This is a genomic window from Paenibacillus sp. plas6 (assembly GCF_057221655.1).
The window spans coordinates 1,562,248-1,587,988 of record NZ_CM170151.1 but is presented as its reverse complement, the minus strand read 5'-3'; the positions used below and the strand labels follow the sequence as shown (position 1 = coordinate 1,587,988).

General features: G+C 36.3%; 31 protein-coding genes. 27 read left to right on the top strand and 4 right to left on the bottom strand.

All coding sequences use genetic code 11. The annotated features are described in order from the left end of the window. Window positions 1-360: 360 nt before the first annotated feature. From AC2TDL_RS07020 to AC2TDL_RS07005, 4 genes are all read left to right on the top strand, one after another. Window positions 361-990, top strand: coding sequence for an accessory gene regulator B family protein (locus AC2TDL_RS07020; protein ID WP_484699647.1), 630 nt, complete (start codon window positions 361-363; stop codon window positions 988-990). Next, window positions 968-1,126, top strand: a complete 159-nt coding sequence (locus AC2TDL_RS07015) for a cyclic lactone autoinducer peptide (protein WP_484699645.1) — start codon at window positions 968-970, stop codon at window positions 1,124-1,126. The genes AC2TDL_RS07020 and AC2TDL_RS07015 overlap by 23 nt, the downstream gene beginning before the upstream one ends. Window positions 1,127-1,320: 194 nt before the next feature. After that, window positions 1,321-2,616, top strand: a complete 1,296-nt coding sequence (locus AC2TDL_RS07010) for a sensor histidine kinase (RefSeq protein WP_484699643.1) — start codon at window positions 1,321-1,323, stop codon at window positions 2,614-2,616. A 12-nt stretch (window positions 2,617-2,628) separates the two neighbouring features. After that, entirely contained in the window at window positions 2,629-3,363 is a 735-nt protein-coding gene (locus tag AC2TDL_RS07005; RefSeq protein ID WP_484699641.1) for a LytR/AlgR family response regulator transcription factor, read from the top strand. 83 nt (window positions 3,364-3,446) lie between these two features. On the opposite strand, the gene AC2TDL_RS07000 is transcribed toward AC2TDL_RS07005, so the two are convergent. Further along, complete coding sequence (locus tag AC2TDL_RS07000; protein ID WP_484699639.1) at window positions 3,447-3,623, bottom strand: hypothetical protein; 177 nt, start codon at window positions 3,621-3,623, stop codon at window positions 3,447-3,449. Window positions 3,624-3,925: 302 nt separating this feature from the next. Between AC2TDL_RS07000 and AC2TDL_RS06995 the strand changes: the two genes are divergently transcribed. The 4 genes from AC2TDL_RS06995 (at window position 3,926) to AC2TDL_RS06980 (ending at window position 8,546) form a co-directional block, all read left to right on the top strand. Continuing rightward, entirely contained in the window at window positions 3,926-4,669 is a 744-nt protein-coding gene (locus AC2TDL_RS06995; protein ID WP_484699637.1) for a hypothetical protein, read from the top strand. A gap of 15 nt (window positions 4,670-4,684) precedes the next feature. Beyond that, complete coding sequence (locus tag AC2TDL_RS06990; protein WP_484701089.1) at window positions 4,685-6,367, top strand: vWA domain-containing protein; 1,683 nt, start codon at window positions 4,685-4,687, stop codon at window positions 6,365-6,367. Window positions 6,368-6,413: 46 nt separating this feature from the next. Beyond that, window positions 6,414-7,553: a toxic anion resistance protein gene (locus AC2TDL_RS06985; protein WP_484699635.1), complete on the top strand. Its 1,140-nt coding sequence runs from the start codon at window positions 6,414-6,416 to the stop codon at window positions 7,551-7,553. A 336-nt stretch (window positions 7,554-7,889) separates the two neighbouring features. Beyond that, the gene (locus AC2TDL_RS06980) at window positions 7,890-8,546 is read left to right on the top strand and encodes a hypothetical protein (protein ID WP_484699633.1); all 657 of its coding nucleotides are present in this window, start codon (window positions 7,890-7,892) and stop codon (window positions 8,544-8,546) included. A 200-nt stretch (window positions 8,547-8,746) separates the two neighbouring features. Here the strand turns inward: AC2TDL_RS06980 and AC2TDL_RS06975 are convergent, their stop codons facing one another. Then, window positions 8,747-9,442 (bottom strand): class I SAM-dependent methyltransferase, encoded by a 696-nt coding sequence (locus AC2TDL_RS06975; RefSeq protein WP_484699632.1) that lies wholly within the window; start codon window positions 9,440-9,442, stop codon window positions 8,747-8,749. Between the two features lie 147 nt (window positions 9,443-9,589). Between AC2TDL_RS06975 and AC2TDL_RS06970 the strand changes: the two genes are divergently transcribed. From AC2TDL_RS06970 to AC2TDL_RS06925, 10 genes are all read left to right on the top strand, one after another. Next, entirely contained in the window at window positions 9,590-10,138 is a 549-nt protein-coding gene (locus tag AC2TDL_RS06970; RefSeq protein ID WP_484699630.1) for an AAA family ATPase, read from the top strand. Between the two features lie 95 nt (window positions 10,139-10,233). After that, entirely contained in the window at window positions 10,234-10,662 is a 429-nt protein-coding gene (locus AC2TDL_RS06965) for a GNAT family N-acetyltransferase (RefSeq protein WP_484699627.1), read from the top strand. A 63-nt stretch (window positions 10,663-10,725) separates the two neighbouring features. Further along, on the top strand, window positions 10,726-11,022 hold the full coding sequence (locus AC2TDL_RS06960; protein WP_484699625.1) for an HAD family hydrolase: 297 nt from the start codon (window positions 10,726-10,728) through the stop codon (window positions 11,020-11,022). A gap of 31 nt (window positions 11,023-11,053) precedes the next feature. After that, a complete protein-coding gene (locus AC2TDL_RS06955) occupies window positions 11,054-12,307 on the top strand; it encodes an aminoglycoside phosphotransferase family protein (protein WP_484699623.1) in 1,254 nt (417 codons plus the stop codon). A gap of 49 nt (window positions 12,308-12,356) precedes the next feature. Beyond that, window positions 12,357-12,998 carry a cyclase family protein gene (locus tag AC2TDL_RS06950; RefSeq protein WP_484699619.1) on the top strand — a complete coding sequence of 214 codons (642 nt, stop codon included), beginning with the start codon at window positions 12,357-12,359 and terminating at the stop codon, window positions 12,996-12,998. A 153-nt stretch (window positions 12,999-13,151) separates the two neighbouring features. Continuing rightward, entirely contained in the window at window positions 13,152-13,670 is a 519-nt protein-coding gene (locus AC2TDL_RS06945; protein ID WP_484699616.1) for a DNA topology modulation protein, read from the top strand. Window positions 13,671-13,710: 40 nt separating this feature from the next. Next, window positions 13,711-14,178, top strand: coding sequence for a hypothetical protein (locus AC2TDL_RS06940; RefSeq protein WP_484699613.1), 468 nt, complete (start codon window positions 13,711-13,713; stop codon window positions 14,176-14,178). A 32-nt stretch (window positions 14,179-14,210) separates the two neighbouring features. Then, on the top strand, window positions 14,211-14,363 hold the full coding sequence (locus AC2TDL_RS06935; RefSeq protein WP_484699609.1) for a hypothetical protein: 153 nt from the start codon (window positions 14,211-14,213) through the stop codon (window positions 14,361-14,363). 169 nt (window positions 14,364-14,532) lie between these two features. Further along, window positions 14,533-15,450, top strand: a complete 918-nt coding sequence (locus tag AC2TDL_RS06930) for an AraC family transcriptional regulator (RefSeq protein WP_484699606.1) — start codon at window positions 14,533-14,535, stop codon at window positions 15,448-15,450. 58 nt (window positions 15,451-15,508) lie between these two features. Continuing rightward, window positions 15,509-16,279, top strand: a complete 771-nt coding sequence (locus AC2TDL_RS06925; protein ID WP_484699603.1) for a nucleotidyltransferase domain-containing protein — start codon at window positions 15,509-15,511, stop codon at window positions 16,277-16,279. A 154-nt stretch (window positions 16,280-16,433) separates the two neighbouring features. Here the strand turns inward: AC2TDL_RS06925 and AC2TDL_RS06920 are convergent, their stop codons facing one another. Next, window positions 16,434-18,284 (bottom strand): S-layer homology domain-containing protein, encoded by a 1,851-nt coding sequence (locus AC2TDL_RS06920; protein WP_484699600.1) that lies wholly within the window; start codon window positions 18,282-18,284, stop codon window positions 16,434-16,436. A 245-nt stretch (window positions 18,285-18,529) separates the two neighbouring features. Between AC2TDL_RS06920 and AC2TDL_RS06915 the strand changes: the two genes are divergently transcribed. The 6 genes from AC2TDL_RS06915 (at window position 18,530) to AC2TDL_RS06890 (ending at window position 21,917) form a co-directional block, all read left to right on the top strand. Further along, window positions 18,530-19,153 (top strand): histidine phosphatase family protein, encoded by a 624-nt coding sequence (locus AC2TDL_RS06915; protein WP_484699598.1) that lies wholly within the window; start codon window positions 18,530-18,532, stop codon window positions 19,151-19,153. Window positions 19,154-19,348: 195 nt separating this feature from the next. Continuing rightward, window positions 19,349-19,894, top strand: a complete 546-nt coding sequence (locus AC2TDL_RS06910; RefSeq protein ID WP_484699596.1) for a hypothetical protein — start codon at window positions 19,349-19,351, stop codon at window positions 19,892-19,894. 89 nt (window positions 19,895-19,983) lie between these two features. Then, window positions 19,984-20,112 (top strand): zinc ribbon domain-containing protein, encoded by a 129-nt coding sequence (locus tag AC2TDL_RS06905; protein WP_484701086.1) that lies wholly within the window; start codon window positions 19,984-19,986, stop codon window positions 20,110-20,112. Between the two features lie 662 nt (window positions 20,113-20,774). Further along, window positions 20,775-20,930 (top strand): small acid-soluble spore protein O, encoded by a 156-nt coding sequence (sspO, locus tag AC2TDL_RS06900; protein WP_484699594.1) that lies wholly within the window; start codon window positions 20,775-20,777, stop codon window positions 20,928-20,930. Between the two features lie 212 nt (window positions 20,931-21,142). Next, entirely contained in the window at window positions 21,143-21,559 is a 417-nt protein-coding gene (locus tag AC2TDL_RS06895) for a hypothetical protein (RefSeq protein ID WP_484699592.1), read from the top strand. A 31-nt stretch (window positions 21,560-21,590) separates the two neighbouring features. Further along, on the top strand, window positions 21,591-21,917 hold the full coding sequence (locus tag AC2TDL_RS06890; RefSeq protein ID WP_484699590.1) for a hypothetical protein: 327 nt from the start codon (window positions 21,591-21,593) through the stop codon (window positions 21,915-21,917). 98 nt (window positions 21,918-22,015) lie between these two features. Here the strand turns inward: AC2TDL_RS06890 and AC2TDL_RS06885 are convergent, their stop codons facing one another. After that, the gene (locus tag AC2TDL_RS06885) at window positions 22,016-22,483 is read right to left on the bottom strand and encodes a cupin domain-containing protein (RefSeq protein ID WP_484699588.1); all 468 of its coding nucleotides are present in this window, start codon (window positions 22,481-22,483) and stop codon (window positions 22,016-22,018) included. Between the two features lie 262 nt (window positions 22,484-22,745). Between AC2TDL_RS06885 and AC2TDL_RS06880 the strand changes: the two genes are divergently transcribed. The 3 genes from AC2TDL_RS06880 (at window position 22,746) to AC2TDL_RS06870 (ending at window position 25,636) form a co-directional block, all read left to right on the top strand. After that, window positions 22,746-23,129 (top strand): VOC family protein, encoded by a 384-nt coding sequence (locus AC2TDL_RS06880; protein ID WP_484699586.1) that lies wholly within the window; start codon window positions 22,746-22,748, stop codon window positions 23,127-23,129. 144 nt (window positions 23,130-23,273) lie between these two features. Further along, on the top strand, window positions 23,274-23,438 hold the full coding sequence (locus tag AC2TDL_RS06875) for a hypothetical protein (protein WP_484699584.1): 165 nt from the start codon (window positions 23,274-23,276) through the stop codon (window positions 23,436-23,438). A gap of 467 nt (window positions 23,439-23,905) precedes the next feature. Next, on the top strand, window positions 23,906-25,636 hold the full coding sequence (locus AC2TDL_RS06870; protein WP_484699582.1) for an ABC transporter ATP-binding protein: 1,731 nt from the start codon (window positions 23,906-23,908) through the stop codon (window positions 25,634-25,636). The last annotated feature ends 105 nt before the right edge of the window (window positions 25,637-25,741 follow it).

The window sequence follows — 25,741 nt, the reverse complement described above, 5'->3', positions numbered from 1 at the left end:
CATATCATCTATAGCGAGACATGTTATCCGTTATACACTTGCCTAATAAGTTTCGTTGCTTGAATACTTGGTTTTCTGGTTATGCGGCTAGCGATATACAAGCGATTACTATCGCAAACATAAAGAGATGATGAAAGACAGAGTGTTTACGCTAACATTGGTTGCAACTTGGTCCAATAACCAATCATGGAAGATTCGTATCAGAAAAGAATAAAGCGCTTCCAAGAGTAAAAAAATAACATTTATGAAGTGTGGTTTACAGATAATTGGACATATGTGATAAATAAACAGCATAATATGACAAATATGTTCATAGCTCGTCTTTATGATCTAGAATAAAGACATAGAGAGGTGATGCAAATGCAAGATGAAGTTGCTCAACGAATGGGACTGATTGAGACTATTGCTAGTCGCTTAGCTCATTGGTTGAACAAGGAGCGGCAAGGCGATCACATCGACTACTTGAAGATGAAGCTAGGCATTGAAACGATACTTATTAATATGACTAAGGCCATTGTCGTATATGGTGTCGCGATTGTCTTAGGGTTATTTCTTCAAACGCTCATATTGCATATTGCATATGCGGCATTAAGAAGATACTCATATGGCTTGCATGCCAATTCTAGCTGGGTGTGCAGCATAATTAGTATTATCTTATTTGTCGGATCACCTTTTCTAAGTCAATATATCCCTCTTAATAACCTAATGGTTATTGGATGTGGCCTGTTGTTTCTAACACTATTATACTTTTTTGCTCCTGCTGATACTGACAAGTCTCCTATAATAGGAGCGGAAAGAAGACGTGCACTGCGCAAAAAGTCGCTAGTGACGTGCTCTGTGATTACAATAATCGCATTATTGTATCCAGATCCATTCATTAAGAGTCTTCTTATGTTGGGCATGGCGATTCAAATCGTCATGATCCTACCACTCACATATAAAATTTTGAAAAGGAGTGTTAAAAATTATGAAAAATTTGAAACACAATGAAGGTCTTAAAGGGATGGCTTCAAAACTAATGGGTAAAGTCGCTATGAAAAGCGGCGAGCAAGCGTTGGAAAGCGCATGCTTATACTTCTCATATGAACCAAAAATTCCAACTGAGCTACTAAAGCAATCTAAATAAGTTATGCAATAATTAATCAAGGATGCCGTAGACTTTTCTGAGTCAGTAAACTGACTTGGAAAAGTCTATTTATTTGTGATAATCAATTGAATAATATGTAGTTTCTGATTAAACCTCTCATGATATAATAGGATATAGCAAAATTGATATAATCCATTAGTAACAAAAATCATAGGTTGATAAGAGGTTTTTATATGTTTGATTTTATTAATGTTTCCTTACAGGCCATAACTATCTCGTTAGCAATCTGCATCCTCTTTCAATATCAATTAAGTAAAGGGCTTGTTAGTATTTTATTATTTGGAGCGATTGCACTTGGATATCCATTGTTCTTATGGCAAGGAACAATTGGTGTTTTTTTTCTGCTCGTATTTTGGATAGCCACATTACTAATAGGAAATAAAAAGTTATTTTCTAGTCTTGTTATTCCAGTAGTCGCAGTGATTAATTTAGTAATCAGTGATTATATCGTGAGGGCTACCTATTTACTTATAGCTAATTCATCATTAGACTACTCACAATCTACTCTAGGTGTTTCAATTTTTATTATTTTAATATGTATAACAACGTTACTACTTAGTTTTTTAATTTCATATCTTTTATCTAATTTTTTTAAACAAGATAGTTTTATGCGTAGCTACGGTACAGTTTTTTCGATATTAAGCGTAGTCACCCTAGTAATATTCTACATTAACATATTAATTGGAAAGCAATCAGGATTCTCTGATGAAAATATACGAGCGAATAGCGTATTGTTTATCTTTTATTTTGCGATATTGATTGGTGTTTGTTATCTGTTAACAAGAATGATTGTTAAAGAAGCGAATATGCGTAACCAGCAAGTTCAATATGAGCGCTTAAAGGAATATACAGAAAATTTAGAACAAATGTACACAAACATGCAGAAGTTTCGTCATGACTACATCAATATTTTGTTGTCAATGTCTGAATATATTCGTGCGAGAGAAATTGATAAGCTAGAGCAATATTTTAATAATCATATAATGCCAATCAGTATGAATATGAAGTCTAACTCATATAAGCTTGGCTCCCTACATAACTTAAAGATGCAAGAGTTAAAAGGCATCATCTCCTCAAAAATCATAAAAGCCCAAGAAATGAATATCGATGCAAATGTAGAAGTAGTAGAGCCAATTGAACATATTAAAATGGAACCTGTCAACCTATGTCGCTGTGTTGGGATTATCCTCGATAATGCGATTGAAGAGGCTCAATGCTGTGAAAAACCATTTGTTCATGTTGCCTTAGTAAAAAAAGGCGGTTCAATTCTAATCGTTGTTTCCAATAGTAGTCGTCCAACAACGCCCGAGCTGCACAAAATTTACGAGAAAGGTTTTTCAACAAAAGGGGAAAATCGCGGTTTAGGGCTTAATAATTTGCGTGATATTGTTGCAAGCTGCAATAATGTGACGCTAGATACACAAATCCTTGATGGAAAATTTACACAAGTATTGGATATTGCAGAGTAGGAGGAGCAATTCATGTTAGAGGTATTTATTTGTGAAGATAATGATGAACAACGTAATCAGCTGACCAAATACATTTCAGATTATATTATGATTGAAAATTTAGACATGAAAATTACACTTTCTACTGCCCATTCCAAGGAGATTCTTGATTACGTACAAAAAAATAATGTAGTCGGATTATATTTTATGGATGTTGATTTGAAGGAAGATAAGAATGGGATCGTTACAGCCGCTGAGATTCGTGAGCATGATCCGCAGGGTTCTATCGTCTTTGTTACTACTCACTCAGAGCTTACTTATTTAACTTTCACTTATAAGGTGGAAGCAATGGACTATATTTCGAAGGATCAATATACAGATTTGAAAAAGCGTGTGCTTGAATGTGTGAAAACAGCATACAACCGTTATATGAAAAATAATTACGGAAATCGTAAGATGTTTCAAGTGAAATCAGGAGAGAAAGTAATTAGTGTAGATTATAATGACATTTTATTTTTTGAAACGGCATTACAGCCACATAAACTAATTCTTCACACGATTAATCGCCAAGTAGAATTTTACTATAAGCTGAAAGATGTATTGGATATTGATTCCCGTTTTTATCGCTGTCATAACTCTTATGTCGTTAATAAAGATAATATTGCTGAAATTGATACCGCAAAACGAGAAATTATTATGATCAACGGTCAAAAATGCTATGCATCAAATCGCTATCTTAAAGGATTAAAGGGAGTAGCCCTTAAATAATTGGCGATTGCTAAGCTCATAATTTCGCCCCTAGATGTTGATTATAGCAGCTAGGGGCTTTTATAATTGATGGTTTCTTTGCTTTAATCGCTGGATATGTCTTCTTCTAGTGGCTCTGCTCCAGCAAAGCCATAAGGTCCTTCGCTAAATTCTTCAGCAAACTCATTTTTGAATTCAGGTCGATTAATTTTATTGTCCCTCATTTTATCATTGCTAGGTTGACTGAATTCATTGCTTTGTTTATTAGGTTGCTTTGTCATCTTGTCAGTCCTCATTTCTATTCTAGGTTCAATGTTCATGCTATTGAAAAAATCTCCATTTATTATGCCAAACTCCAGTAAAAATATTCTGCATATTCTGCCACTTGCCCTTACGCTTACGTTAGAAGTTTGAACTGGCTGACAAGTATTTCTAGCTTGTTTTCATCATATGATGAAACGGGGATGCAATTATTGCGTATCTAAGAATAAAAATGAAAAAATAGAAATCATGTAACTTATTAACATATTTTATGTGATAAAATAAATGTGTGAACCGATGATCAAACAAGGAGGGCAAGAGGATGAAGCTAAGTAAGCTAATCAGTGTATTACTTGGGGTAGTTTTAATTAATATTATGATTTTCTCTCCTAAAATAATAGGGTTGAGCATAAAAAGCAGTTCAGCATTTGGTAGATCACTAGCTTTAACTGTCCTAATTGTAAGTGTAATTGTCGTTAGTTATATCAGCTATAAGTTTTTGTTCGGTACGAAACCGCAAGGGAAAATATTAATTCGTGAAGCGGAGGAAGAGGATACATCTTCAGAAGTAGCTAAACTAAAAAGTTATCGTAATCATTCTTTATATCCAATGGAAGTTGAACTTGCCATTGAACAACTCGGCAGAATGAAGGAGAAAAAGGAAGCATTACTGGAAATATTGCGTCAACGCTTTGAGGAAAATGAGCTAAGCTATAAACGCTTTCTAAGTGTAATTACTAGTGTTGAGCAGTTATTTAATAATAATGTGAAAGGCTTAATTAATAATTTGCACGGCAGCCAAATCTCTAAGCTTGATCAAATCTATACGCGTGAGGCACGCAAAATGTTCTCTACAAAAGTACTGCTGCAGAAGCAAGAGCTGCATAAAGAATATACAACACACGTTCAAGGCTACATTAGCAACAATGAAGAAATATTAACGAAATTAGATAAATTGATACTAGAAACTTCCTTACTCAATAGCAGCGATTATACTCAACTAGATGAGATGCCATGTATGAAAGAAATTAATGAGTTAATTGAGCAAACAAAATATTACAAGTAAGTTGAGGGAGAGATCATAGTGAAGAAGAAGGTCATAACATTTTTTGCGCTAGTGGTTGGTGTCTTTGTACTTGTTTATATAGGAGTGTCTCTTACCTCTAATTCAGAGGATGGAGATTCCAATAACCCTCTAACAAGTGCCGACAAACGTTTAGCGAAAATAATTAAAAATATTAAGGTTACGACCGCAGAACCTATTAAAGGTCAGGTTGATATTAATCCTGTTTCGTTAGCAGATACACTGCCCGAAATTGATAAGTTTCCAGTATCTGTAAAAAATACAACAGACAGCTTTGTGGAAATCTTCTCTTCAACTGAAAAGTCAGGTACTGGTGTTGATGGTTGGCTAAATGAAGTTGCTGAGCAATTCAATAAGAAAGGGATTAAAGTAAATGGCAAGACAGTTTCAGTAAAAATTCGCAATATTGCATCAGGTACGGCAACAGATTTTATTCGCTCGGGCAAATATATACCGGATGGTTTTACACCTTCGAATGAATTATGGGGCGAAATGGTTAAAGCAGCAGGGGTAAAAACAACGCTCATTAGTGAGCGATTAGTTGGCAATGTCACAGGTATTGTGACAACGAAAACTAAGCATGATGAACTGCTCCAGAAATATGGAGAGGTGAACGTCAATACAATTACGCAGGCGATAGCAGATAATAATCTAGCGATGGGTTATACAGATCCATTTGCTAGTTCGACAGGCTTGAACTTTTTAGTAACTGCACTACAAGCCTTTGATAGTAATGATTTGTTAAGCTCTGCCGCAGTAGCAGACTTTGAGAACTTTCAGAAAAATGTACCGTTTATTGCATCTACAACGTTACAAATGCGTGAAGCAGCAAAAACAGGCATGCTTGAAGCATTTGTGCTAGAATATCAAACCTTTGTTAATGCAAATGATTTTAAAGCAGGTTATACCTTTACGCCTTTTGGAGTGCGACATGATAGTCCATTGTATGGCTTGGGCAATTTATCTCAGGAAAAGCTTGATATATTAAAAGCATTTGCAGAGTTTGTTCAGCAGGACAGCTATCAAGCGCTTGCTAAGAAAAATGGCTTTAATGGATTAGAAGATTATCAGTCGCAACTAACAGCAATTGACGGCGCAACGATAACGGCAGCGCAAAGTCTATGGAAGGAAAAGAAAAATACGAATAAGCCTGTATCGGCAGTCTTTGTTGCTGATGTATCGGGCAGCATGGAGGGTGAACCATTAAGACGGCTTAAGGAATCGCTATTAACTGGGCAGAAATATTTAGGCAGAGATAATAGTATTGGACTTATTTCATATTCCAGCAATGTAGAGATTAATTTACCGCTTGGTGTGTATGATGTGAATCAACAGTCCCTATTTGTTGGTGCGGTGGAAAGCTTGCAGGCAGGGGGGAATACGGCGACTTATGATGCTATTGCTGTTGCTATCAATATGCTACAGGAGCAGCTTGCCGTTAATGCTAATACAAAACCAATCATTTTTGTGTTAAGTGATGGCGAAACAAATGAAGGACATAGTTTGAAAGAGATTAAAGGATTAATTGAGGATTATAAAATACCAATTTATACGATTGGTTACAATGCAAACATTGAAGCTCTACAGGATATTGCAAAAATTAATGAAGCAGCAAGCATTAATGCCGATACGGACGATGTCGTCTATAAAATTGCTTCTTTACTCAATGTGCAAATGTAAAAAGGAAAGCCGAAACTAAAATATAAATTGCGTTGGAGGGGATTGTATGTCATTTAGTATGGAAGTAGCTCAACCAGAAGTGATTAAGGCGGTTATTGAAGAAGAAATAAAGCCTGAACCAGAAGAGGTTCAACAGCTTCGTGAGCAAGCTCGTAAAAACGTGGATTCAATTATTAAACTAGATATGGATTCTTATAATCAGCGCAGCGAGATTTTACAATCAATTGAAAAGTTCGGTTTGTCTACAATGAGTTCTTCTGCACAAAAAAATAATTTACTTCAAGTTACAATTGGTAAGCTGTCTAAGGCTGGCGATGAAGGTGGAGAAGTTGCAAAGGGGTTGTCAGAACTCCATTTGCAGTTAAAGGACCTAGATCCAAGTGCTGTAGATTTTGCCAAAACAGGCTTTCTTGGCAAACTATTTAATCCAATACGCAGTTATTTTACTAAATTTGAAAAAGCAGATATTGTTATTTCTGATATTATTCAGTCCCTTGATAAAGGAAAACAGGTACTTCGTAACGATAATACAACATTAGAGCTAGAGCAACAGTCATTACGGGATCTAACAAAGAAATTGCAAAAGGAAATTGAGCTAGGCACATTAATGGATCAAGAAATTGAGTTACAAGTTGAGGCGGCTAAGCTGCGTGACGAGGATCCAGAAAAAATACGCTTTATTACTGAAGAAGTGCTATTCCCATTGCGTCAGCGTGTAATGGATTTACAGCAAATGCTTGTTGTTAACCAACAAGGGATAATGGCGATGGAAGTCGTTATTCGTAATAATAAGGAGCTTATTAGAGGGGTAGATCGTGCAAGAAATGTTACAGTATCCGCTTTGAAGATTGCAGTTACAGTAGCAAGTGCACTATATAATCAAAAAATTGTATTGAAAAAAATTGAGCTGCTAAATGAAACGACAAATAACTTAATTAGCGGTACGTCAAGAATGCTTAAAGAGCAAGGTGCAGCTATTCAGAAGCAAGCAATTGAAGCAAGTATTTCTGTGGATACTTTAAAAACGGCATTTGCTGATGTAATAACAGCACTGGAGTCAATAAGCAATTATAAAAATGAAGCCCTGCCGAAAATGCGTGAAACGATCGCGCAATTCCGCGAGTTGGCTGAAACAGGGGAAAAAGAAATTCTTCGCTTGGAAAGAGGTTCACAACTTGGGCTATAACGTCATTGTATTGACTGCAGCATGCGAAAAGGCTATTATATAGCGTACTGAAATTTGTTAATCTCATTAATGTATAATGTTTATCAAAGCGATCAGTCCAAAATTATGGAAGATCGCTTTTTATTTGTGGATAAACTGCTATAAAATCGTATATAAAAATTATACACATGTGGATATATCATAAAATCAATACAAAAATCAAGAAATAGTATGATCTTTACACATTGTATCCACATCTAGTGGATAACTAGCAGGTAGTACATACGAATATTAGTTTATGTTACAATGAACTAACAGTTAAATGCAGATTATGCAAGAAGCAGGAGGCAACAGAAGATGCAACATTTTGATAGAGAAACATATTTAATGAAGTTAATGTTAGTTTTAATGAGAGATCGTAGGGCGAGACAAGGTCAAGTTCGCAGTGTAGGCTATTGGCGGGAATACGGTGAGTTGCCCTATGAGCTAGGCGTATTGTCACTTGGTCAATTCTCTAATGAAGAGCTTTTGTCATTAGCAGATAGTATTGGTGTTAAGAAGCGCCCAGCTAATGGCAGAAGCGATATTTATATGAATGATCTAGGATATATTCTTCTATCTACAAATCAATCATTAGCTGTTGTGGATAACATTAGCTCACAAAATCTTACGAGCTTAGCTGAACAGCTTGGTTTGACGCTTGCCGAGTCAATCTCAAATTTATATAGTGAGCTAACAGCAGAAGAGGATCAAGCATTTGAAAATGTTTCTCTATTTGAATCAAATCGGGAGCAATGGATTAAGTTGATTAGCTATATTTTATGCAATAGCAGCAATCCTTCTGCATGTTTATTTCCTGCTGATTATGTGCTGTATTATACCGATCCGCTTAATATGAATAGCTGGGATATTTATGAGCCAGAAGTTTTTATTAACAAAATGTGGGGTTCTTTACGAATCAAGCTATGTGGAGAGGATTGTATATCCGTTATAATTAATAAGACAACTGCTTAGCATATAGCCCGTGTAAAAAGGAATGTCAGTTTCTCCCTTAATACACGGGCTAATGATTAAGTAAAATGCATTTCTAGCTTTAATTAACGGCTGCATAATAATATAATTAAGAATGAAAGTCATTTGCAACTTTCTGCACACTTACAACGTTCTTGTATTAATAACGTCTTTTTATGTTAATATATTAATATATCTATAAACTATATTGTCTCAGCTTTTCTTGCAAACATAACGACAAAATTATAGTACTTATACATACAGTTAACATCCACAAAACCACTTTCTCTTAACCAACCTAATTGATCATCTAGCGTGGACATTTTATCTAATTTCGTTCGTTCACGTGCTGCTGCAATAGCATTAGCATCTAATCCACTATGTTCGATATAGTTATTCCAACTAGACTTATATAAATTTTCCAAAAAATTCGTTTGCCCAAGCACTTGATCTGCATTAATAAATATTCCATTAGGATTTAGCAGTGAATAAACTCGTTGATATAGTTCTTTCTTTTCACTAGCGAGCAAATGATGAATAGAAAGCGAGGAGATAACCAAATCATATGTTTCGCGGTATTGATATGTACAGTAGTCCTCTAAAATGTATTGGACATTCGTGCGGTGTTGGAATCTTTGCCGAGCTACATCTAGCATACCTGAAGATAAATCAATTAGCGTAAAGTTTGCATTTGGGTATTTTTCAGCAATAAATGATGAAAACAAGCCTGTGCCAGCACCTAAATCTAGTACATTCGGTTTTTCAAGAGGGACATCAGCTAATTCAGTAGCAATACTATAGAAATCATCAAAACATGGAATAAGTTTTCTTCTTTGTTGATCATAAGCTTTGGCGATTTCATTGAACTGTGCTCCAATAGCATGATTATTTTCTTTCATGAAAAACTCCTCCTCTTAGCCAACTAACGATAAGCCAATGTTATGCTAATTAGATCGGAATGTCTAATACCGGAAAATTATAAAAGTAATAGAAACTGCCTATAGGAAATTGACATTAAAAAATATATGAAAGCAGGTGATAATTAAATGATTATTATGATCAACGGTGCGTTTGGCAGTGGTAAAACCTCAACGGCTTATATGCTTCAACCTTTTATTGAGAATAGCATGATTTATGATCCAGAAGAAATTGGATACATGCTAACTAGGCTTATTCCTGAGCATGACAGAATAATTGATGAACGGACAGATGATTTTCAAGATATTGAATTGTGGAAGATAATGACAGTGAAAATGGCGAAGGAATTAAAGCAGAAGTATCACAAGCATTTGATTATTCCAATGACCATCTATAAGAAAGAGATATTTTCTTATATTATTAATGGCTTACGTGAGGTTGACGATAATTTGCATCATTTTTGCTTAATTGCCTCTGAAGCAACTATCCAGCAACGATTAGCGAAACGCGGAGATCAAGTAGGAGGCTGGGCGTATCAAAAAGTTCCAATATGTGTGGATGCATTTTCTGACCAGCAATTTCAGGAGCATATTGTGACAGATCATTTAAACATTGAACAGATTGTTAATATTATTTTAGAAAAAATAGGTCTTATGCAAGAAATAGAGTATTTATAAATAAATTTACATATGACTAGCGATATATATTCTTAATATAAACACCAATTTGTAAGCATGGAAAAGTAATATTGTAGGATGTGGAGGGAATTTTAGTGAACATAAGAGCGTATCAAACATCTGATCTCGCCTCAATTTGTGATTTAATCGTTGATTTGGGCTATACAACAACACTGGAGCGCCAAGCAGCAAGAATGAATCGAATTCTAAATGAAGCTTCATATGAAACCTTCGTTGCTGAGCATCATGGTCAGGTTGTAGGAATGGTTGGCGTTCGTTTACTGTATAGCTATGAAATTGATGAGATCGCTGCACAAATTAGTGCACTCGTTGTTAGCAAGCAGCATCAAGCAAATGGTATAGGTAGAGCATTAGTTGGTTATGTAGAGCAGTGGGCTTTGCAGAATGGGGCAAAGCTCATTGTGCTAACTAGCTCAATAAAGGAGGAGCGCAAGGTAGCTCATCAATTCTATCAAGCGCTAGGCTTTGATATAACAGGGTATCGTTTTGTTAAGCGCTTATAGGATAAAGTCTAGATGACATTAAAGTATTGAAAAGCTTTAGAGATTTATAAAAAGAGGTGCAGTATGCAAGAGATTTTTATTACGGATTTAGACGGTACCTTGCTTCGAACCGATCAAACTATTTCGTCTTATACGGCTAAGGTTCTGACAGAGGCGCTCGAACGAGGAAGTCTGATTACTTATGCAACAGCTAGAGGTCTTAGAAGTTCTAAGCGAGTAACTGAGCCGCTAAAGTGGAAGCATCCAGTTATTTTGTATAATGGGGCATTAATTTATGATATTGTAAATGATCAAGTGATTGACGGCAGTTGGCTTGATAATCAAATTAGCAATGAAATTATTGCACTTGCTAAATTGTAGGAATAAGTTTTGAAAGGGAATAAATTTTAAAATGCGTAATGTTAAATTACTGTTCGTTTGTAGTCGAAATAAATGGCGTAGCTTAACCGACGAAAAAATATTTAGTCGTCTTCAAGGTTATGAAGTGCGTTCTGCAGGAACCTCAAATAATGCCAGAATAAAAGTTAATGCTGCTCATATTGGTTGGGCAGATATTATTTTCGTTATGGAAAAAAGACATAAAACGATTCTAAAGCAGAAATTTAGAGCTGAGTTAGGAAGTAAACAGTTGATTACCTTAGACATTCCAGATGAGTATCAATTTATGGATGAAGCGTTAATTGAACTGCTTCAGTCACGAGTAGCAGAACATATTGCTCTCGAGAATAATCCGTATCTAACTTATTCATTTACTGCACAAGAGGTGGAAAGTGTCGTTAAGGCTTTTGGACAGTCCTTTTACGATAAGGTATTATCCTATATTGCACAATATTCGGCCCAATGGTCATTAACGAATTTTCAACTTGTTCCCTCCTATTCTGCTAATTTAGTATTTTTATGTCGGTCGGCGCAGTATGGTCCAGCAGTGTTAAAAATCGCTAGATCGACAGGACATGGGTTTTTAACAGAGCTTCAAGCATTACAGCATTACCACGGTAAAGGGGTATGCAGACTTTTACAGTTCGATGCTGAGCATGGCATTCTGTTGCTTGAGCAAGTACAACCAGGCAATACCTTGCGCGAACTAGCTTCACTTGAACAGAGATTATCTGTTTTTTGTTCAATTTATAAAAAGCTGCATGTCGCTCCGTTAGCCGAAGCAAGGTTTCCAACCTATCAAGATTGGGTAAATGCGATTACCGACTTTATGAGCGGGGAGCAACATTATGAAAAGCTTTATCAACATATGAAACAAGCACAAACCTATTGTCAAGAAGTTAGCAAAATCTATTCGCAAAGCCTCTTGCTGCATGGTGATTTGCATCATGACAATATTTTGCTAGGCAGCGACGGACAATATGTTGTGATTGATCCTAAAGGCGTAGTTGGCGATGCTGTATTTGATATTCCACGCTTTATATTAAACGAATTTGAGGATGCACTGACGGAAAAACTAGCACAAAAAATGTGCGATATTTTTGCATATTTTGAACGAGAGCTTGCTGTTCCGCAGCATATACTTCGCAAGTTATTATATATCGAAACATCAATGGGAGCATGCTGGTATGTAGAGGATGGCATAACCGCTGAGGAGTATGAGCATCAGCTAGCGCGGGTTGAATTTGCCGAGTCTCTATTAACTTGAAAATTTAATAAGCCTATTGTAAAATACTGAAACTGTTTATTTACATATTGTGAGGAAAGTAGGGATTACTATTAAAATTATCGACTTAACCTATCCAATTGAGCATCAAATGACCGTATATCCTGGTGATTCGGCAGTGTCACTTACGCAAACTCATTCCGTCTCAAGCGATGGTTATAGTAATCACCAGCTTTCGATAAATATGCATGCAGGAACACATATCGACGGTCCCATGCACATGTTGCAAGTAGAATCGTATATGAGCGATTTGGCTGTTGAGCATTTTATTGGTCGCGGAGTAGTTCTTGATGTGTCCAATTATGGTTGTATCGACTATAAGGAAAGCTATGAGCAGCTTGTGCCAGAGGGCAGCATTTTAATTTTATATACAGGATTTGGAAGGTTTTATGGCGAAAATAAATATTACACTGAACATCCTTCATTAACTCAAGCTTTTGCTCAATTTCTTATCCGCAAAAAAGTTAAAATGATCGGTTTAGATATGCCATCTCCAGATCATGATCCGTACGACATCCACACATTACTGTTTACTCATCATATTTTTATTGCAGAAAATCTTGCTAATGTAAAACAGCTACTAGAAACAACAGATTTTACGATTATTGCTTTACCATTACGTATTAAAGCAGATTCCTCTATAGCTCGGATCATTGCCCAAGTCCATAAATAAGACCGATATTTACATTTATTTTAAGAAGTATACTGTTTGATTTACTTCCGTTGCCTAACAGTGTGTTGGCTGTCAGGCAGCGTTGTTTGTTTTTTCTAAATATAGCTTATGAACAGTTTAATCAGTAAATATTTTTAGAATAGAGGTGATGGAATGCAGAAAATTGCGATTATTGGCTCAGGTGGAGCGGGAAAATCAACATTATCCCAAGTTCTAGGTAACATTTTGCAGTTACCTGTTATCCATTTAGATAAATTGTTTTGGCAACCCGGTTGGATACCTACTGCTGAACCAGAATGGGATCAGAGGATGACAGAGCTTGTAGCTCAAGAACAATGGATTATCGACGGAAATTACGGAAGGACTATGGATATTCGCTTGGCAGCAGCAGATACGATTATTTATCTTGATTATCCGACTAGAATAACATTGTTTAGAGTATTAAAAAGAAGGCTGCAATATCATGGCAAAACAAGACCGGATATGAATGAAGGCTGCAAAGAAAAGCTGGATATGCAGTTTCTTCAATTAGTAATTCGATATCGTCGCGATAAACGCCCACACATTTTGAAAAAGCTTGAAGGTTATCAGGGTTCAAAGAAGGTACTTATTTTTACTAATCCTAAGCAGCTAAAGATATTTATTGCAGATTTAAAAAATAAATTAGAGTAAGTTATCGAAAAATCATCTTAAAGAAGGAGTGTTGGCATAAATGACTGATGAGTTAGCAGCAAGCAATTATATAAAGGAAGAAGGGACTGGATATGCAATTCGCTATTTATTTTCGAAGAAGTTATGCTTGCTGTCATTAACTATTCTCTTAAATATAGGGACATCATTCTTTCCAAACATATTTATCAAATATATTTTGCTTGGGTGTATGATTACCATCGGAATTATGATTATTGCGGATGTCGTAAAAGAAGCTAAACGAGATATACGATTAAATGTATCCTCCGCAACGATTACAGTCGATAACTTTAGCTTTATGGCGGATGAGCTGGAAGCGATACATATATACGCTAATCGAAGTATTTATATTATACATAAGCAAACCAGATTTTTCGAAAAAGCAATTAAACTTGCATTAAAACGCAAGGAGGACAGAGTACCGTTCATCCAAGATTTATGTGCTTTTTGTCAAGCCAACGGCATTGCCTTTAGAAATGAGTGGCACTGACTATTAATTAATTTTAATGGGGAAAGTTACCTATGACACAATATTATTTTAATGCTTTTTTCAGTAAAGGCTTTGTGCTTGACGGCTTTGTCGAGCCGAGCTTTGCTGTGGATTCAGACAAGCAATTTCAGTGGAATGAATTACCGCCTGCTGTCATTTTCCGCTTTAAGCTACCAAGTAAATAAAGGTAGAGAGTATAATTGCAGCATGATATACTATTTAAATAGTTATTATTTTTCTAATAGAATATATAAACAGCTAAGCTCTTCATTCAACAGGTAATGCTTTGGATGGAGAGCTTTTGTTTTAGGTATTGTTATTGAAGCAGTGTCAATCGAAAGGATATGACAAAGTATGAATGATTACATTAAGCGAATAGACAATGTTCGGCAGTATATTGATGAGCACTTAGCCGATAAACTAACGTTGGATCAACTTGCTGAAATATCTCATTTCTCAAAATACCATTTTTCTCGAATTTTTTCATCAATTGTCGGGGTTTCCCCAATAGCGTATATCGTCAAGCAACGTTTGCAGCAGGCAATGGTCTATTTATGTGAAACAGACAAACCGATTGTGGAAATTGCTCTATTATGCGGGTTTGATAATGTTTCACATTTCAATGCGAGCTTTAAAAAGCAATTTCAGATGACTCCCAGTGAAGCAAGAAAGGAAGCCAGCGTTAATAAACATAGCAAGATACCGCAACATATACGCAACATTCTGAAAGAATTTGAGAATCCGTCAAGATATGATCATAGTGTAAATAATCATTTCTTGAGGAGGATTTGGAATATGAATATTACGATTACAGAGTTATCGCCATTTGAGGTTGCTTATGTGAGACATGTAGGCAGCTATTTGGAAACCTATCAAGCGTGGCAAAAACTTGGGGAGTGGGCGTATTCAAAAGGGCTGTTGCCGCCGCAACATACGTTTATCGGAATTTCTTATGATGATCCTAGTGTTGTAGCAGAAGAGAACTGTCGTTATGATGCTTGTGTCGTATTGCCACAAGATTTTGAGAAGAAAGCTGAAGGAGAAATTCAATTTAGACAGTTGCCTGGTGGGCTTTATGGCCAATATTCCTTTTATGATACTGTCGATAAACTAACCATTGCTTACTCCAGCTTATTTGGTCAATGGCTGCCTAATAGTGATTATGAGCCTGATGATCGTGATTGCCTAGAGTTTTGCTTAAATGACCCAGCACAAGATCCTGAAGGCAAAGCAAAGGTAGATCTTTATATTCCAATAGTGAAACGCTTATAACCTTTAGCATAAATGTAGGTTAATCCTTAAATATATTGTCTAGTCGGAGGTAGATAGCATGTTAGCATGGGAAGTAGCATTAGATAAGTTTGTACAAAATTGGCGTGAACGTAAGGAGGTAATCGGCATACTGCTATGTGGCAGCTATGTAACCGGAAATGCTAGCCCGCGTTCTGATTTGGATGTGCACATTGTGTTGCAAGAAGAAGCGAACTGGCGCGAACGGGGAAATCAGTATGTCAACTCCTATCTAATCGAATATTTTGCTAATCCGCCTCGTCAGATTAGGCAGTACTTTGAGGAAGATTATTATGATCGCAGACCGATGTCGATGGTGCAGTTTATTACAGGAAAGACGCTTTATGATCCGCTTGGGGTAATTGAACAGCTAAAGAAAGAAGCGCAAGTATGGAAGGAAAAGCCTTATACAGCGCTGGAACCTGTTTTTATTGAGCTGAAGAAATATACCCTATGGGACACATTTGATAATTTACAGGATTGCTTTGAGCAGGAAAGAGAAGACGCTGATTTTATTTATTATGGAGCGCTGCAGCAACTATTTGCTGAATACTGTTTAATTCTAAATAGCGAGTTGATTCCTTTTGATCATATTTATCGCTATTTAACGGATGAGAACTATTTAACAAAGTATTTAAAGCAACCGTTTCCTGATAAACAATTTGCAGAGCTGTTTATTAAAGCAATGACAGAAAAGTCGCTAGAACTTCGTTTATCGCTTTACAGTCAACTGCTTGACCATGTATTTAAGCAAGCAGGCGGATTTCAAATTGACGGCTGGCGTCTTCATTCACCTGTGCAAGAAGGATAGGTAACGTAAGGATTATGAAGCTAGTTATGTAGTTAACTGATAGATTAGGCAGTAAACAGTAAAGCTGGTGCTTTAATAGGTTAGCACCAGCTTTCCATTTTTTTATAGATTGATTTAAGTTATCATCTTCAGTTAGTCTTCTTATTTAATATCATTATAGCGAAGCATTTGCAAACTTCTGATATAAACGCAGCATCGTTACAATCGTTTGCTCGTGAGAATATTTGCCTTTAGGATCAAATCGATTCCCGCTAGTTGCACCCATAATCGACAACTCCGCAGCACGTTTTACTGAAGTTTTTGCCCATCCTGAAATTTTATCCTCATCAGTAAATGGCTTAACAGAAGCTGGCTTTTCATTACCATTTAAGTAGTTATATACATTAAGTAGCAGTGCAGCGGCTTGCTCTCTCGTAATTGTATTATACGGTGAAAATTTCTCTTTTCCTGTTCCGCTAATAATGCCATGCTCATATGCCCATAATATATCGTTATTGTAATGATCTACGTCAGTAAAAGGAGAAGTTTGACCATAATAACGACTTTCTTCAATATTAATCTGTAATGCACGCAGTAAGGAGGTTACATAGTATACAAATTCTTCTCTTGTTACGGAAGAGGATAAATCAATGGAATAAGGATCAAAGCTTAATAGTCCAATTTCATTTGCCTTCAAAATACTTGATTTTGCCCACTCTTGAATTGGACCATACGGCTGCTTTGTAACTTTTAACCTAATAAATGAATTATTTTTTTGCAAATAGTTATCTACATAAATGGTTACTCTACCTTCTTTATGTGCAGTAACTACGCCATTTTGATCGACAGAAGCAATGCTTGGATCACTCGAACTAAAGTTCATCATCTTGCTTTCCGTTGTAACAGTTGGAAACGTTAATTGTTGTCCAACTAGCGCATAACGAATTGCGTTATTTTGAAAAGTTGCCTGCAAGTTAAAAAACTGTGTAGAATAGGAGATAGAAGTTTTCTGTCCGTCAACAGTATAAATATTATGAAGCGTAACATGATATACATCGTCAGCAAGATAAGCTCCGATGTTGCTAGGACGGAAAATGATAGCATTAGCAACTCCATATCCGCTTAATTCTACAGTGAAAAAATCACCATCTTTATCTTTGTTTGTCTTATCTAATGTCCATTGCTTATTATCACGCTCGCGCTCGATTGTTACATAGGCTTCATGAAGTGAATTAAGATTATAATGTTCAGGATTAAGTGTAATTGACCAAGGATCATATGTAGTCAATATTTCAGTTGGAAAAAAGCCGGCTGATGGCCAGGCAATGTATTGATAACTTACCTCGTCACTGCTTCGATCACGATTAAAGGCGTACATGGTAGAGTAATAACTATAATAACTTTCTGGATTGTACGCTAAACCAAACATTGTTTTTTTCATTTGCGGATTAATAATCCAGCGTCTATGTCCTACTGTATCAAGATTGGAAGCGGAATTGTCAGCCATATAACCATAGAAAACTGTTTTATATAACGAATCACGACCTGCTGATAGATTGCTGGTTTTTGCTGCATTTGCTCCAAGCTGAAAGAAGTCTTCTGCCATGCCTGTTGGTTTAGACGGATAATGAGTTATTGTTTCAAGTTCAGCCATCAGTACCGCCCCTGCCTGTTGCTGTTCAGCAAGTGAGTAGTCAAGGGTAATATCATCTGGGAGGCCTGCCAAGTAACGCGCAAAGTTAACTGCATTGAGGGCATCCTGCAGTATATTGTCATTCAACTGACCGGCACGATGCGGAGCTGAATAGTTAGGCTCAACCTTAAAAAAATGCTCAGGAGTAAAGCTTTGTGGTTTATATTGATCATATTTCATAAAAATCTCTTGTTTTGTTCGCGTACTAGTGCTTTCCTGCACATTATATGTTTTTGCTGAAACAAAAGAACTGCTAGTAATAAGTAAACATGATGTAACTGTGAGTGCAATTGTAAGTTTAAGTGCATTTTTCCATGATGAATGCCAACTCAATTCTATCACTCCGTTTGATTTATTTATTAAATAAGATACTCTATTATACTATATACTATGTTATTTAGTAGATAAGGAACTAGCATTTAATATATCTCATGAATGATATATACACTTGCTTATTAAATAGTAGGGTTGGGATCATAACCAATGGTATTATCTCCACGAAGTTTTGTTAGAGAGGTATGACTGGAGTGACAAGCAGTTGAATTGTTTTTTTATCAAATTTAAGGAGGAGTAACTGGATGAAAAGGATCATTGTTATTCAACATTGTCAGTCAGAACATCATGTGAATGGATTGATTGGAGGTTGGACAGATACGCCACTTACATTACTTGGAAGGCAGCAAGCAGAACGTATCGCATTACGACTAGAGAAGGAATTAGAAGATGCCTCCAGCTATAAGCTAGTAAGCTCAGATTTACTGCGTACGGCACAAACTGCTGAAATAATTGCTCAAAGGTTGCAACTTCCTCTCGAGTTAAATCCAGCATTGCGGGAAATTAATACTGGTATTGCTATAGGCCAGACTAAGGAATGGGCCAATGCTCATCGCAATCCAAGACAATCAAGCGAGTTTGATTTAGACTACTTGGAGTTTGATAAAGGAGAGACAGGGCGACAGTTTTATGCCAGAGTACGCAATTGCATGGATGAGCTAATGAAGGAAGCAACGCAAAATAACTGGATTATTGTTACACATGGCGGAACGTTGGCTTATATTGTAGCTTGGTGGTTAACGTTCAGTGAGCAAATGATTGCAAAAGCTTATTTTACTGCTCGACCTGCAAGTATAACAGTGTTAAGTGAGAATCAATTTGGTCAGCATGTGCTTGAACGGTTTAATGATACTGCACATATTAACTAATTACGTGAAAAGTCGCTTTAGGTCGATTTAGTAGGTAAAAGGTAGGATTTAAGAAAAACTATAATTTTTTTCATACCCTTTCCTATTTTACTTTTGCTAATATAATAGATAGACATACGAATTTCCCATGTTATCACTTAGTTTCCTATCTGTAAAAGGATAAGCGATTGACAGGTGGGAAATCAATTTATAGCGGTGAAAGCAGAAAAAGGAAGTAATCGGATGATACAAAAAAAACAAATCATAATAGCAAGTTCTCTATTACTAGTGTTTATTATTGCGGTAACTACTTTATTTCTATTGCCTAATAAACATCATTTAAGTTTAGATTCGCTTAATCAGAACATTAATGTTGGAAAGATTAAGATTGGTATGCTAGAGGAAGAAGTGATAGAATTGTGGGGAACCGGCGAATACATTCACGGTAATGGTGGCTATAGCAGACAATATAATGAATATGGCGTTCAGCTTAACTTCCCAGGCGACAGTGATAATGATCTATATGGAAGAGTTGGAGGTTTAGAACTTACATCGTCTCAATATTCTGTTTATAATATTGAAGTTGGGATAGAGAGAGAGCAAGCTCTACAGCAGCTATTATCTCATGGCTTTGAGCAAAGTGAGTTCTCCGATAATATTTTTGAGCAAGGTGAATTTATGATCGGTTTGCATGGGGAAAATAATATAGAAGTGATTCAAGTATGGTTTGCAGATAAGGACCTTTCGAATAGACAATATTGATATGTGACTTCTGTGGTCTTTTGTGAAGATTACATAACCGTAAAATGTTTAAGGAGTTGTCTATTTGAAAACGTTATCAAACGTTAGATATTCAATATCATCATTATTTGTTTGTCTCTTGCTGCAAATGCGGCAATGTCACAATTTATAATCCTAACATTATAGAAGGAAAATTACGTGGCAAGTCGAGTACATTTCTCGACATCTTGTTTGGATAATGAGCAAGGAATAAGTAAAATTATGAACGGATCACGAATGTGATATTCTAGTAGTAGTCAAGTTATGACAAAAATTGTGCATTCGATTATGTTTTTATTTCATCTGCATTTTTATATGGTAAAATTGCCCTATAAGGATGAGATTCTCGACCTATTATATTGCTACAAGATTGATAGGTTACTATCACGATCATCCTGTATGTATCCAATACTTCTTCTATCTCCCGCGAAGTATTTGTATCAGCAGTGTTGATACGTCCTATCAAAGACAGCAAGAGTCCGCACAAACGTAGTTGATCATGAAAAGCACAGGTACCCTAAGTACCTGTGCTTTTCATTTGGATTTAACTAAGTACCATGAGTAGGAATTTTGACCAGAAGTGCACCTCTTAGAATGGACATTGAAAAAACACTGGTTATTCCGATAAATAAGAAATTGGTCGATGAATTTACAATAAGCTAATTGTGCAAGGTGTTTGGCATCTCGCAAAGCGGTTAATATGCATATCTAAAGAGACAAAAAAACTAAAGGAGTAAGTTTTAGTGGTATATGCATTTTATAACGCTTCTTACACCTTGCAATTTGCATGCACTAAATCGTTGCGGTTTAATACATACTATCGCTGCCACTTGGCAAACTAAACGATATGGAGGTGGAAATAATGAGTATTAGACAGAAGACGAATTTAAGTGATCAACCAAGTAATGAACAGGCAGTAAGAAAAAATTTATCTAAAGAGTTTGATCACGAATTTGCCAACGAACCTTTAACAGAGGTTGAAAAGCTTAATAATAAGAAAACGAAGAAACGGCAATAAATTTCAAACGATGTAGGCTCGAAAAAAGATTCGGAATTCAATCGCTTTGCTTTACTTAACAAAACATGATTAAAAAGGAAGGAAATAACTTCTAAGGAAGGGTTTCCTTCCTTTTTGTTTAATTATTTATATAGTTGTTGAAATTTATTCATTTAATAATACTGGCATCTATAGGTTTACCTCAAATTATTTATAGCAGGTGTTTACTAATTATGGTACGATGGGTTTTCTGGATTCTTTTATTACTTTTGACTGCTTGCCAAAGTGAAAAAAATGAAAATAGAATCGCGCCAACAGAGGAAGAAATAAGCTATGTGTTACAATATGGTTGGCATATTAGCGATGGGCTAGGAGAATCAAGCACAACTTTAGAGCATCTTAATCCGGAATATATTGACGCTATACGTTATGCTGGTGTAGATTTAAGAACTTGTACAGACGGTCAACTAATCACGAGAACTTTTGCACTAGAAGAAAAGCAGGCAGATGGCGGATCTACTTCGCTAAGTTTATACTATTGCAATGATGAGTTGCTTGGTGCAGTCGGCGGCTTAGAAAATTGGTCGCCTGGGAGATTTGCAGTTGACGATAAACAGCGATTAATTGAAGAAGGTATCATTCAACAATAGATAAACATTGTAAGTTGGAGAAGGAGAGATTATGGAGAAAAAAATCGTAAAAACAGGAATCTATAGCTTTATTTTGTCATTGCTACTAGGCCTATTGTTATTTAAAGAAGGTCATACGTATTCTGAAGGATCTGGCTTTGTCAGCGTTGTATATGACAATACGATGCAATACATACTAAAATTGCTACGCTTTTCTGCAATAGCAACGCTGCTTGCAGTGATTATCGCCACATTAGATAAGAAAAACTTGCTTGTGACGAACAATAACAATGAACTTAGCTATGTTAAAATTTTATGTGTTACAATATGTATAAGCCTTGCAGCCTACTGGATTGTCATTAAGGTGTATATGTTATAATGGCTTTAAAATAGCAGCGCAGCTATAGTTGATCCCTTTAGGTCAGCTAAAGCTGCGCTGTTTGTGTAAGGATGTGTATCTAAATTATCTGTAATCAATTATTTTTTTCGATCAATAAGTATGAAGTCATCATAATGAAAAGCTGGTGCAACAACACAGGATACAAGTACAGGTTCATCTCCTAATGGTTTTGCCATTTGCCATTCATTGGCAGGCACTAAAGCTTGAGGAACTTGTCCTGCTGCAATATCAGGACCGACTATTATTTCTTTGCGGGCATTAGGCTCACTTTCTGTACCGCCAAGGACAAGTAATAGCGGACTTCCTGAATGCCACATCCATAGCTCATCAGAATATACTTTATGCCAGTCCGAAAATTCATCGCTATGCAATAAAAAGTAGATTGAGCTTGCTGCAGCTCTTGAACCTGAGTATGGCTCTCCTAACACTTCTTGCGGAATTACGAAATTGGCTTTCCAAAGCTCTTTGTACCAGCCTCCCTCGACATGTGGCTGTAATCCAAGCTGCTCAACAAGCGGAGAGAGCTTCTTATCGGTTGCTTGCATAGTAAACGCTCCTATCCTCTAGCTTCCTCTATTAGCCTATAAATATTAAGTACTTCACTTAAAAAGGCTGAAGCTTTCTAATTTTATTTTTATGTTATACCCCATTTTTAGCACTTTGTATAGAGTTCTATAAAAGCACACAGTTTCCTTTCAAAATTTAAGTTCATTGAAGCCCCAATTATTATATATTGTGCATATTTTTAAACCTTCCACAATATGGTAGTAATACTGCATCGAATATATTAAATGAGGTGGAAGAGTAATGAATATGATTACAGGCTTGCTGAATACGAAAATTATAATTCCGATAGGAACGGTGAAGGAAGCAAGGGGGTTTTACTGTGATGTATTGGGATTAGAGGAAGTGAGCAGGCCAACTAGCTTTAATGAGGGAGAAGGGTTTTGCTTAAAAGTGGGTGACTATTTAATTTGCGTAGAAGAGGGGAATCAACAGCTAGCTAGCAAAGGATATTTTACTTTCGAGATAGCGAATATAGAGGAGCTAATGATTCGCTTACAGGCTTATAACATTAAGCTAAAACGATGCGAACGATTAGGCGATTACGAGAGCTTTTATTGCTATGACCCGTTTGGCAATCAATTACAGTTTATGATGTGTATTCATACTTACCAATTTGCTCATTAGAGCTAGCTTCAATAAGGTTTTAATGCTGCGACTTAGAGTACGACTAAATTATCACTGCTATAAATAGGGGGATTAAAAAGTAGAGGCAGAACGGATCGAAAAAAGATCCCTCTGCCTTAAATAATATATAGAGGGTGTGATTGGATGTCATACATTATTATTGCACTAAATATTATAATTATTCTGCAGCTGTTAGATATAAGAATGAATATTCCTGATCGGGATTATGTAGAAGAAGCAATGAAACGAGACGAAAAAATACGCAATCAAAAGCAATGGGAAAAGCGTCATAACTGGAAGAAGGAATAAACGAGAGCAAACGGAAGTGCTCCGCTTTTAAAGCATGCTGCGACGACGTAAAGGAAATAAAAGCAGCATGCTTTAAACCGCGGGTGGAAGATGCTTTATTCCGGAGCGTTGACAAGATGAACTATCTAAAATTTGCTTAAAAAAAAGCTGCATTGAATAGTCCACACATACTTCTTAAGAAACAACAGCAAGCAGCCAAGCAAAGCTGTCGAACGGTTACCAGCGGAGGAATAAAGCGTCTGAAAAACGGAAGTGCTCCGCTTTTAAAGCATGCTGCGACGACGTAAAGGAAATAAAAGCAGCATGCTTTAAACCGCGGATGGAAGATGCTTTATTCCGGAGCGTTGAAGCATTAGCCCCTTTTATTCTGTAGCAATAAATACTATAATACATTGAATATACAGCTATGTACGGCACATTTATTATCACGATATGCTCTAATAAATGTAGCAAAGGGGATGCAACGGATGATTGCAAAGTTTTTTAGTTTTTATAAACCTTACAAAGGCTTGTTTATCATCGACTTTACATGTGCAATTATTGCAGGTCTCTTAGAGCTGGCTTTTCCAATTGCAGTTAATTTCTTTATTGATGAGCTGTTGCCTACTGGGAACATGAGCACAATTATCGCTGCTTCACTCGGTCTGCTGTTGCTATACATTGTCAATATGTTTCTAATGTATATTGTAACTTATTGGGGTCATGCTCTTGGAATTAGTATTGAGACTGATATGCGTCGTAATTTATTTGCGCATATCCAAAAGTTATCATTCCGCTTCTTTGATCAGTCAAAAACAGGGCATTTAATTGGTAGATTGACAAATGATTTGAACATGATAGGCGAAATGGCACATCATGGACCTGAAGATTTATTTATCGCAGTAATGACATTACTCGGATCATTTATCCTTATGCTTGCTGTAAATTGGAAACTGGCTATACTCACCTTTGTTGTTGTTCCAGTTATTATTTGGGTTGTTATTTACTTTAATAAAAAAATGACAGCTGCAATTCATCAATTATATAAAGATATTGGTGAGTTTAACGCAACAATTGAGGATAACGTTGGCGGTATTCGCGTTGTAAAAGCATTTACGAATGAGCGTCATGAAGAACAACAGTTTGAAAAAAATAATTTGCAATTTAAGCGCACTAAGCTGCACTCATATAAGTTAATTGCAAAAAACAGCTCAATTACTTATATGATGATGCGCTTTGTTACGTTGTTTGTAATGGTGTGCGGTACTTGGTTTGTTATTATTGATGAGCTTACAGCTGGTCAATTTGTTGCCTTTATTTTGTTAACCAATGTATTTTTTCGTCCGATTGAAAAAATTAACGCAGTAGTAGAAAGCTATCCGCAAGGGTTTGCTGGGTTTAAACGTTATATTGAGCTTATGGAAACTGCACCTGATATTGAGGATGCTCCTGATGCAATTGAATTAAAGGAGTTTCGTGATAAGATTACCTTTAATAAGGTTAGCTTTGGCTATGAGGAGTATAAGGATGTATTACACAATATTACATTAACGATTAAGCAAGGACAGACCGTTGCTTTTGTTGGACCATCTGGTGCAGGTAAAACAACGATTTGCAGCCTGTTGCCGCGTTTCTATGAGGTAAGCTCCGGTTCAATTGAAATAGATGGTGTTGATATTCGAAAATTTACGCAGCATTCGTTACGTCAGCATATCGGTATTGTACAGCAAGATGTATTTTTATTTGCAGGAACAATTAGAGAGAATATTCAATATGGTAAGCTTGATGCGAGTGAGGATGAAATTTGGGAGGCAGCACGTCGCGCTCGGTTAGAATCATTTATTTTAGAGCAGCCAGACGGATTAGATACGGTGATTGGTGAACGCGGAGTTAAGCTTTCAGGAGGGCAAAAGCAGCGCATTGCCATCGCTCGCATGTTTTTGAAAAATCCGCCAATTCTTATTTTAGATGAAGCGACTTCTGCACTAGATACCGAAACTGAGGTGGCAATTCAGCAATCATTAACGGAATTGTCTCAAGGCAGAACGACACTTGTCATCGCACATCGTTTGGCAACGATTAAAAATGCAGACGTCATTTTCGTTGTAACTGAGGATGGAATCGCTGAGCAGGGCAGCCATGAAAAGTTGTTACAAGCCGGCGGTGCTTATGCAAAGTTGTATGAAGCTCAGTTTGGCTTGCAAAATAGTTATATGTAACGATTTGAAGTGGGCAAAAGTAGGATGACAAAAAAGGCTATGATCGCACTTCTAATAACTTACAACTAAGTAAGTTTAAAGGGAGGATCATAGCCTTTCTTTTAA

Coding starts and splice junctions, on each gene's coding strand:
- AC2TDL_RS07020 (WP_484699647.1), top strand. CDS start 361: ATGCAAGATGAAGTTGCTCAACGAATGGGACTGATTGAGACTATTGCT.
- AC2TDL_RS07015 (WP_484699645.1), top strand. CDS start 968: ATGAAAAATTTGAAACACAATGAAGGTCTTAAAGGGATGGCTTCAAAA.
- AC2TDL_RS07010 (WP_484699643.1), top strand. CDS start 1,321: ATGTTTGATTTTATTAATGTTTCCTTACAGGCCATAACTATCTCGTTA.
- AC2TDL_RS07005 (WP_484699641.1), top strand. CDS start 2,629: ATGTTAGAGGTATTTATTTGTGAAGATAATGATGAACAACGTAATCAG.
- AC2TDL_RS07000 (WP_484699639.1), bottom strand. CDS start 3,623: ATGACAAAGCAACCTAATAAACAAAGCAATGAATTCAGTCAACCTAGC.
- AC2TDL_RS06995 (WP_484699637.1), top strand. CDS start 3,926: ATGAAGCTAAGTAAGCTAATCAGTGTATTACTTGGGGTAGTTTTAATT.
- AC2TDL_RS06985 (WP_484699635.1), top strand. CDS start 6,414: ATGTCATTTAGTATGGAAGTAGCTCAACCAGAAGTGATTAAGGCGGTT.
- AC2TDL_RS06980 (WP_484699633.1), top strand. CDS start 7,890: ATGCAACATTTTGATAGAGAAACATATTTAATGAAGTTAATGTTAGTT.
- AC2TDL_RS06975 (WP_484699632.1), bottom strand. CDS start 9,442: ATGAAAGAAAATAATCATGCTATTGGAGCACAGTTCAATGAAATCGCC.
- AC2TDL_RS06970 (WP_484699630.1), top strand. CDS start 9,590: ATGATTATTATGATCAACGGTGCGTTTGGCAGTGGTAAAACCTCAACG.
- AC2TDL_RS06960 (WP_484699625.1), top strand. CDS start 10,726: ATGCAAGAGATTTTTATTACGGATTTAGACGGTACCTTGCTTCGAACC.
- AC2TDL_RS06955 (WP_484699623.1), top strand. CDS start 11,054: ATGCGTAATGTTAAATTACTGTTCGTTTGTAGTCGAAATAAATGGCGT.
- AC2TDL_RS06945 (WP_484699616.1), top strand. CDS start 13,152: ATGCAGAAAATTGCGATTATTGGCTCAGGTGGAGCGGGAAAATCAACA.
- AC2TDL_RS06940 (WP_484699613.1), top strand. CDS start 13,711: ATGACTGATGAGTTAGCAGCAAGCAATTATATAAAGGAAGAAGGGACT.
- AC2TDL_RS06935 (WP_484699609.1), top strand. CDS start 14,211: ATGACACAATATTATTTTAATGCTTTTTTCAGTAAAGGCTTTGTGCTT.
- AC2TDL_RS06930 (WP_484699606.1), top strand. CDS start 14,533: ATGAATGATTACATTAAGCGAATAGACAATGTTCGGCAGTATATTGAT.
- AC2TDL_RS06925 (WP_484699603.1), top strand. CDS start 15,509: ATGTTAGCATGGGAAGTAGCATTAGATAAGTTTGTACAAAATTGGCGT.
- AC2TDL_RS06915 (WP_484699598.1), top strand. CDS start 18,530: ATGAAAAGGATCATTGTTATTCAACATTGTCAGTCAGAACATCATGTG.
- sspO (WP_484699594.1), top strand. CDS start 20,775: ATGAGTATTAGACAGAAGACGAATTTAAGTGATCAACCAAGTAATGAA.
- AC2TDL_RS06895 (WP_484699592.1), top strand. CDS start 21,143: ATGGTACGATGGGTTTTCTGGATTCTTTTATTACTTTTGACTGCTTGC.
- AC2TDL_RS06890 (WP_484699590.1), top strand. CDS start 21,591: ATGGAGAAAAAAATCGTAAAAACAGGAATCTATAGCTTTATTTTGTCA.
- AC2TDL_RS06885 (WP_484699588.1), bottom strand. CDS start 22,483: ATGCAAGCAACCGATAAGAAGCTCTCTCCGCTTGTTGAGCAGCTTGGA.
- AC2TDL_RS06880 (WP_484699586.1), top strand. CDS start 22,746: ATGAATATGATTACAGGCTTGCTGAATACGAAAATTATAATTCCGATA.
- AC2TDL_RS06875 (WP_484699584.1), top strand. CDS start 23,274: ATGTCATACATTATTATTGCACTAAATATTATAATTATTCTGCAGCTG.
- AC2TDL_RS06870 (WP_484699582.1), top strand. CDS start 23,906: ATGATTGCAAAGTTTTTTAGTTTTTATAAACCTTACAAAGGCTTGTTT.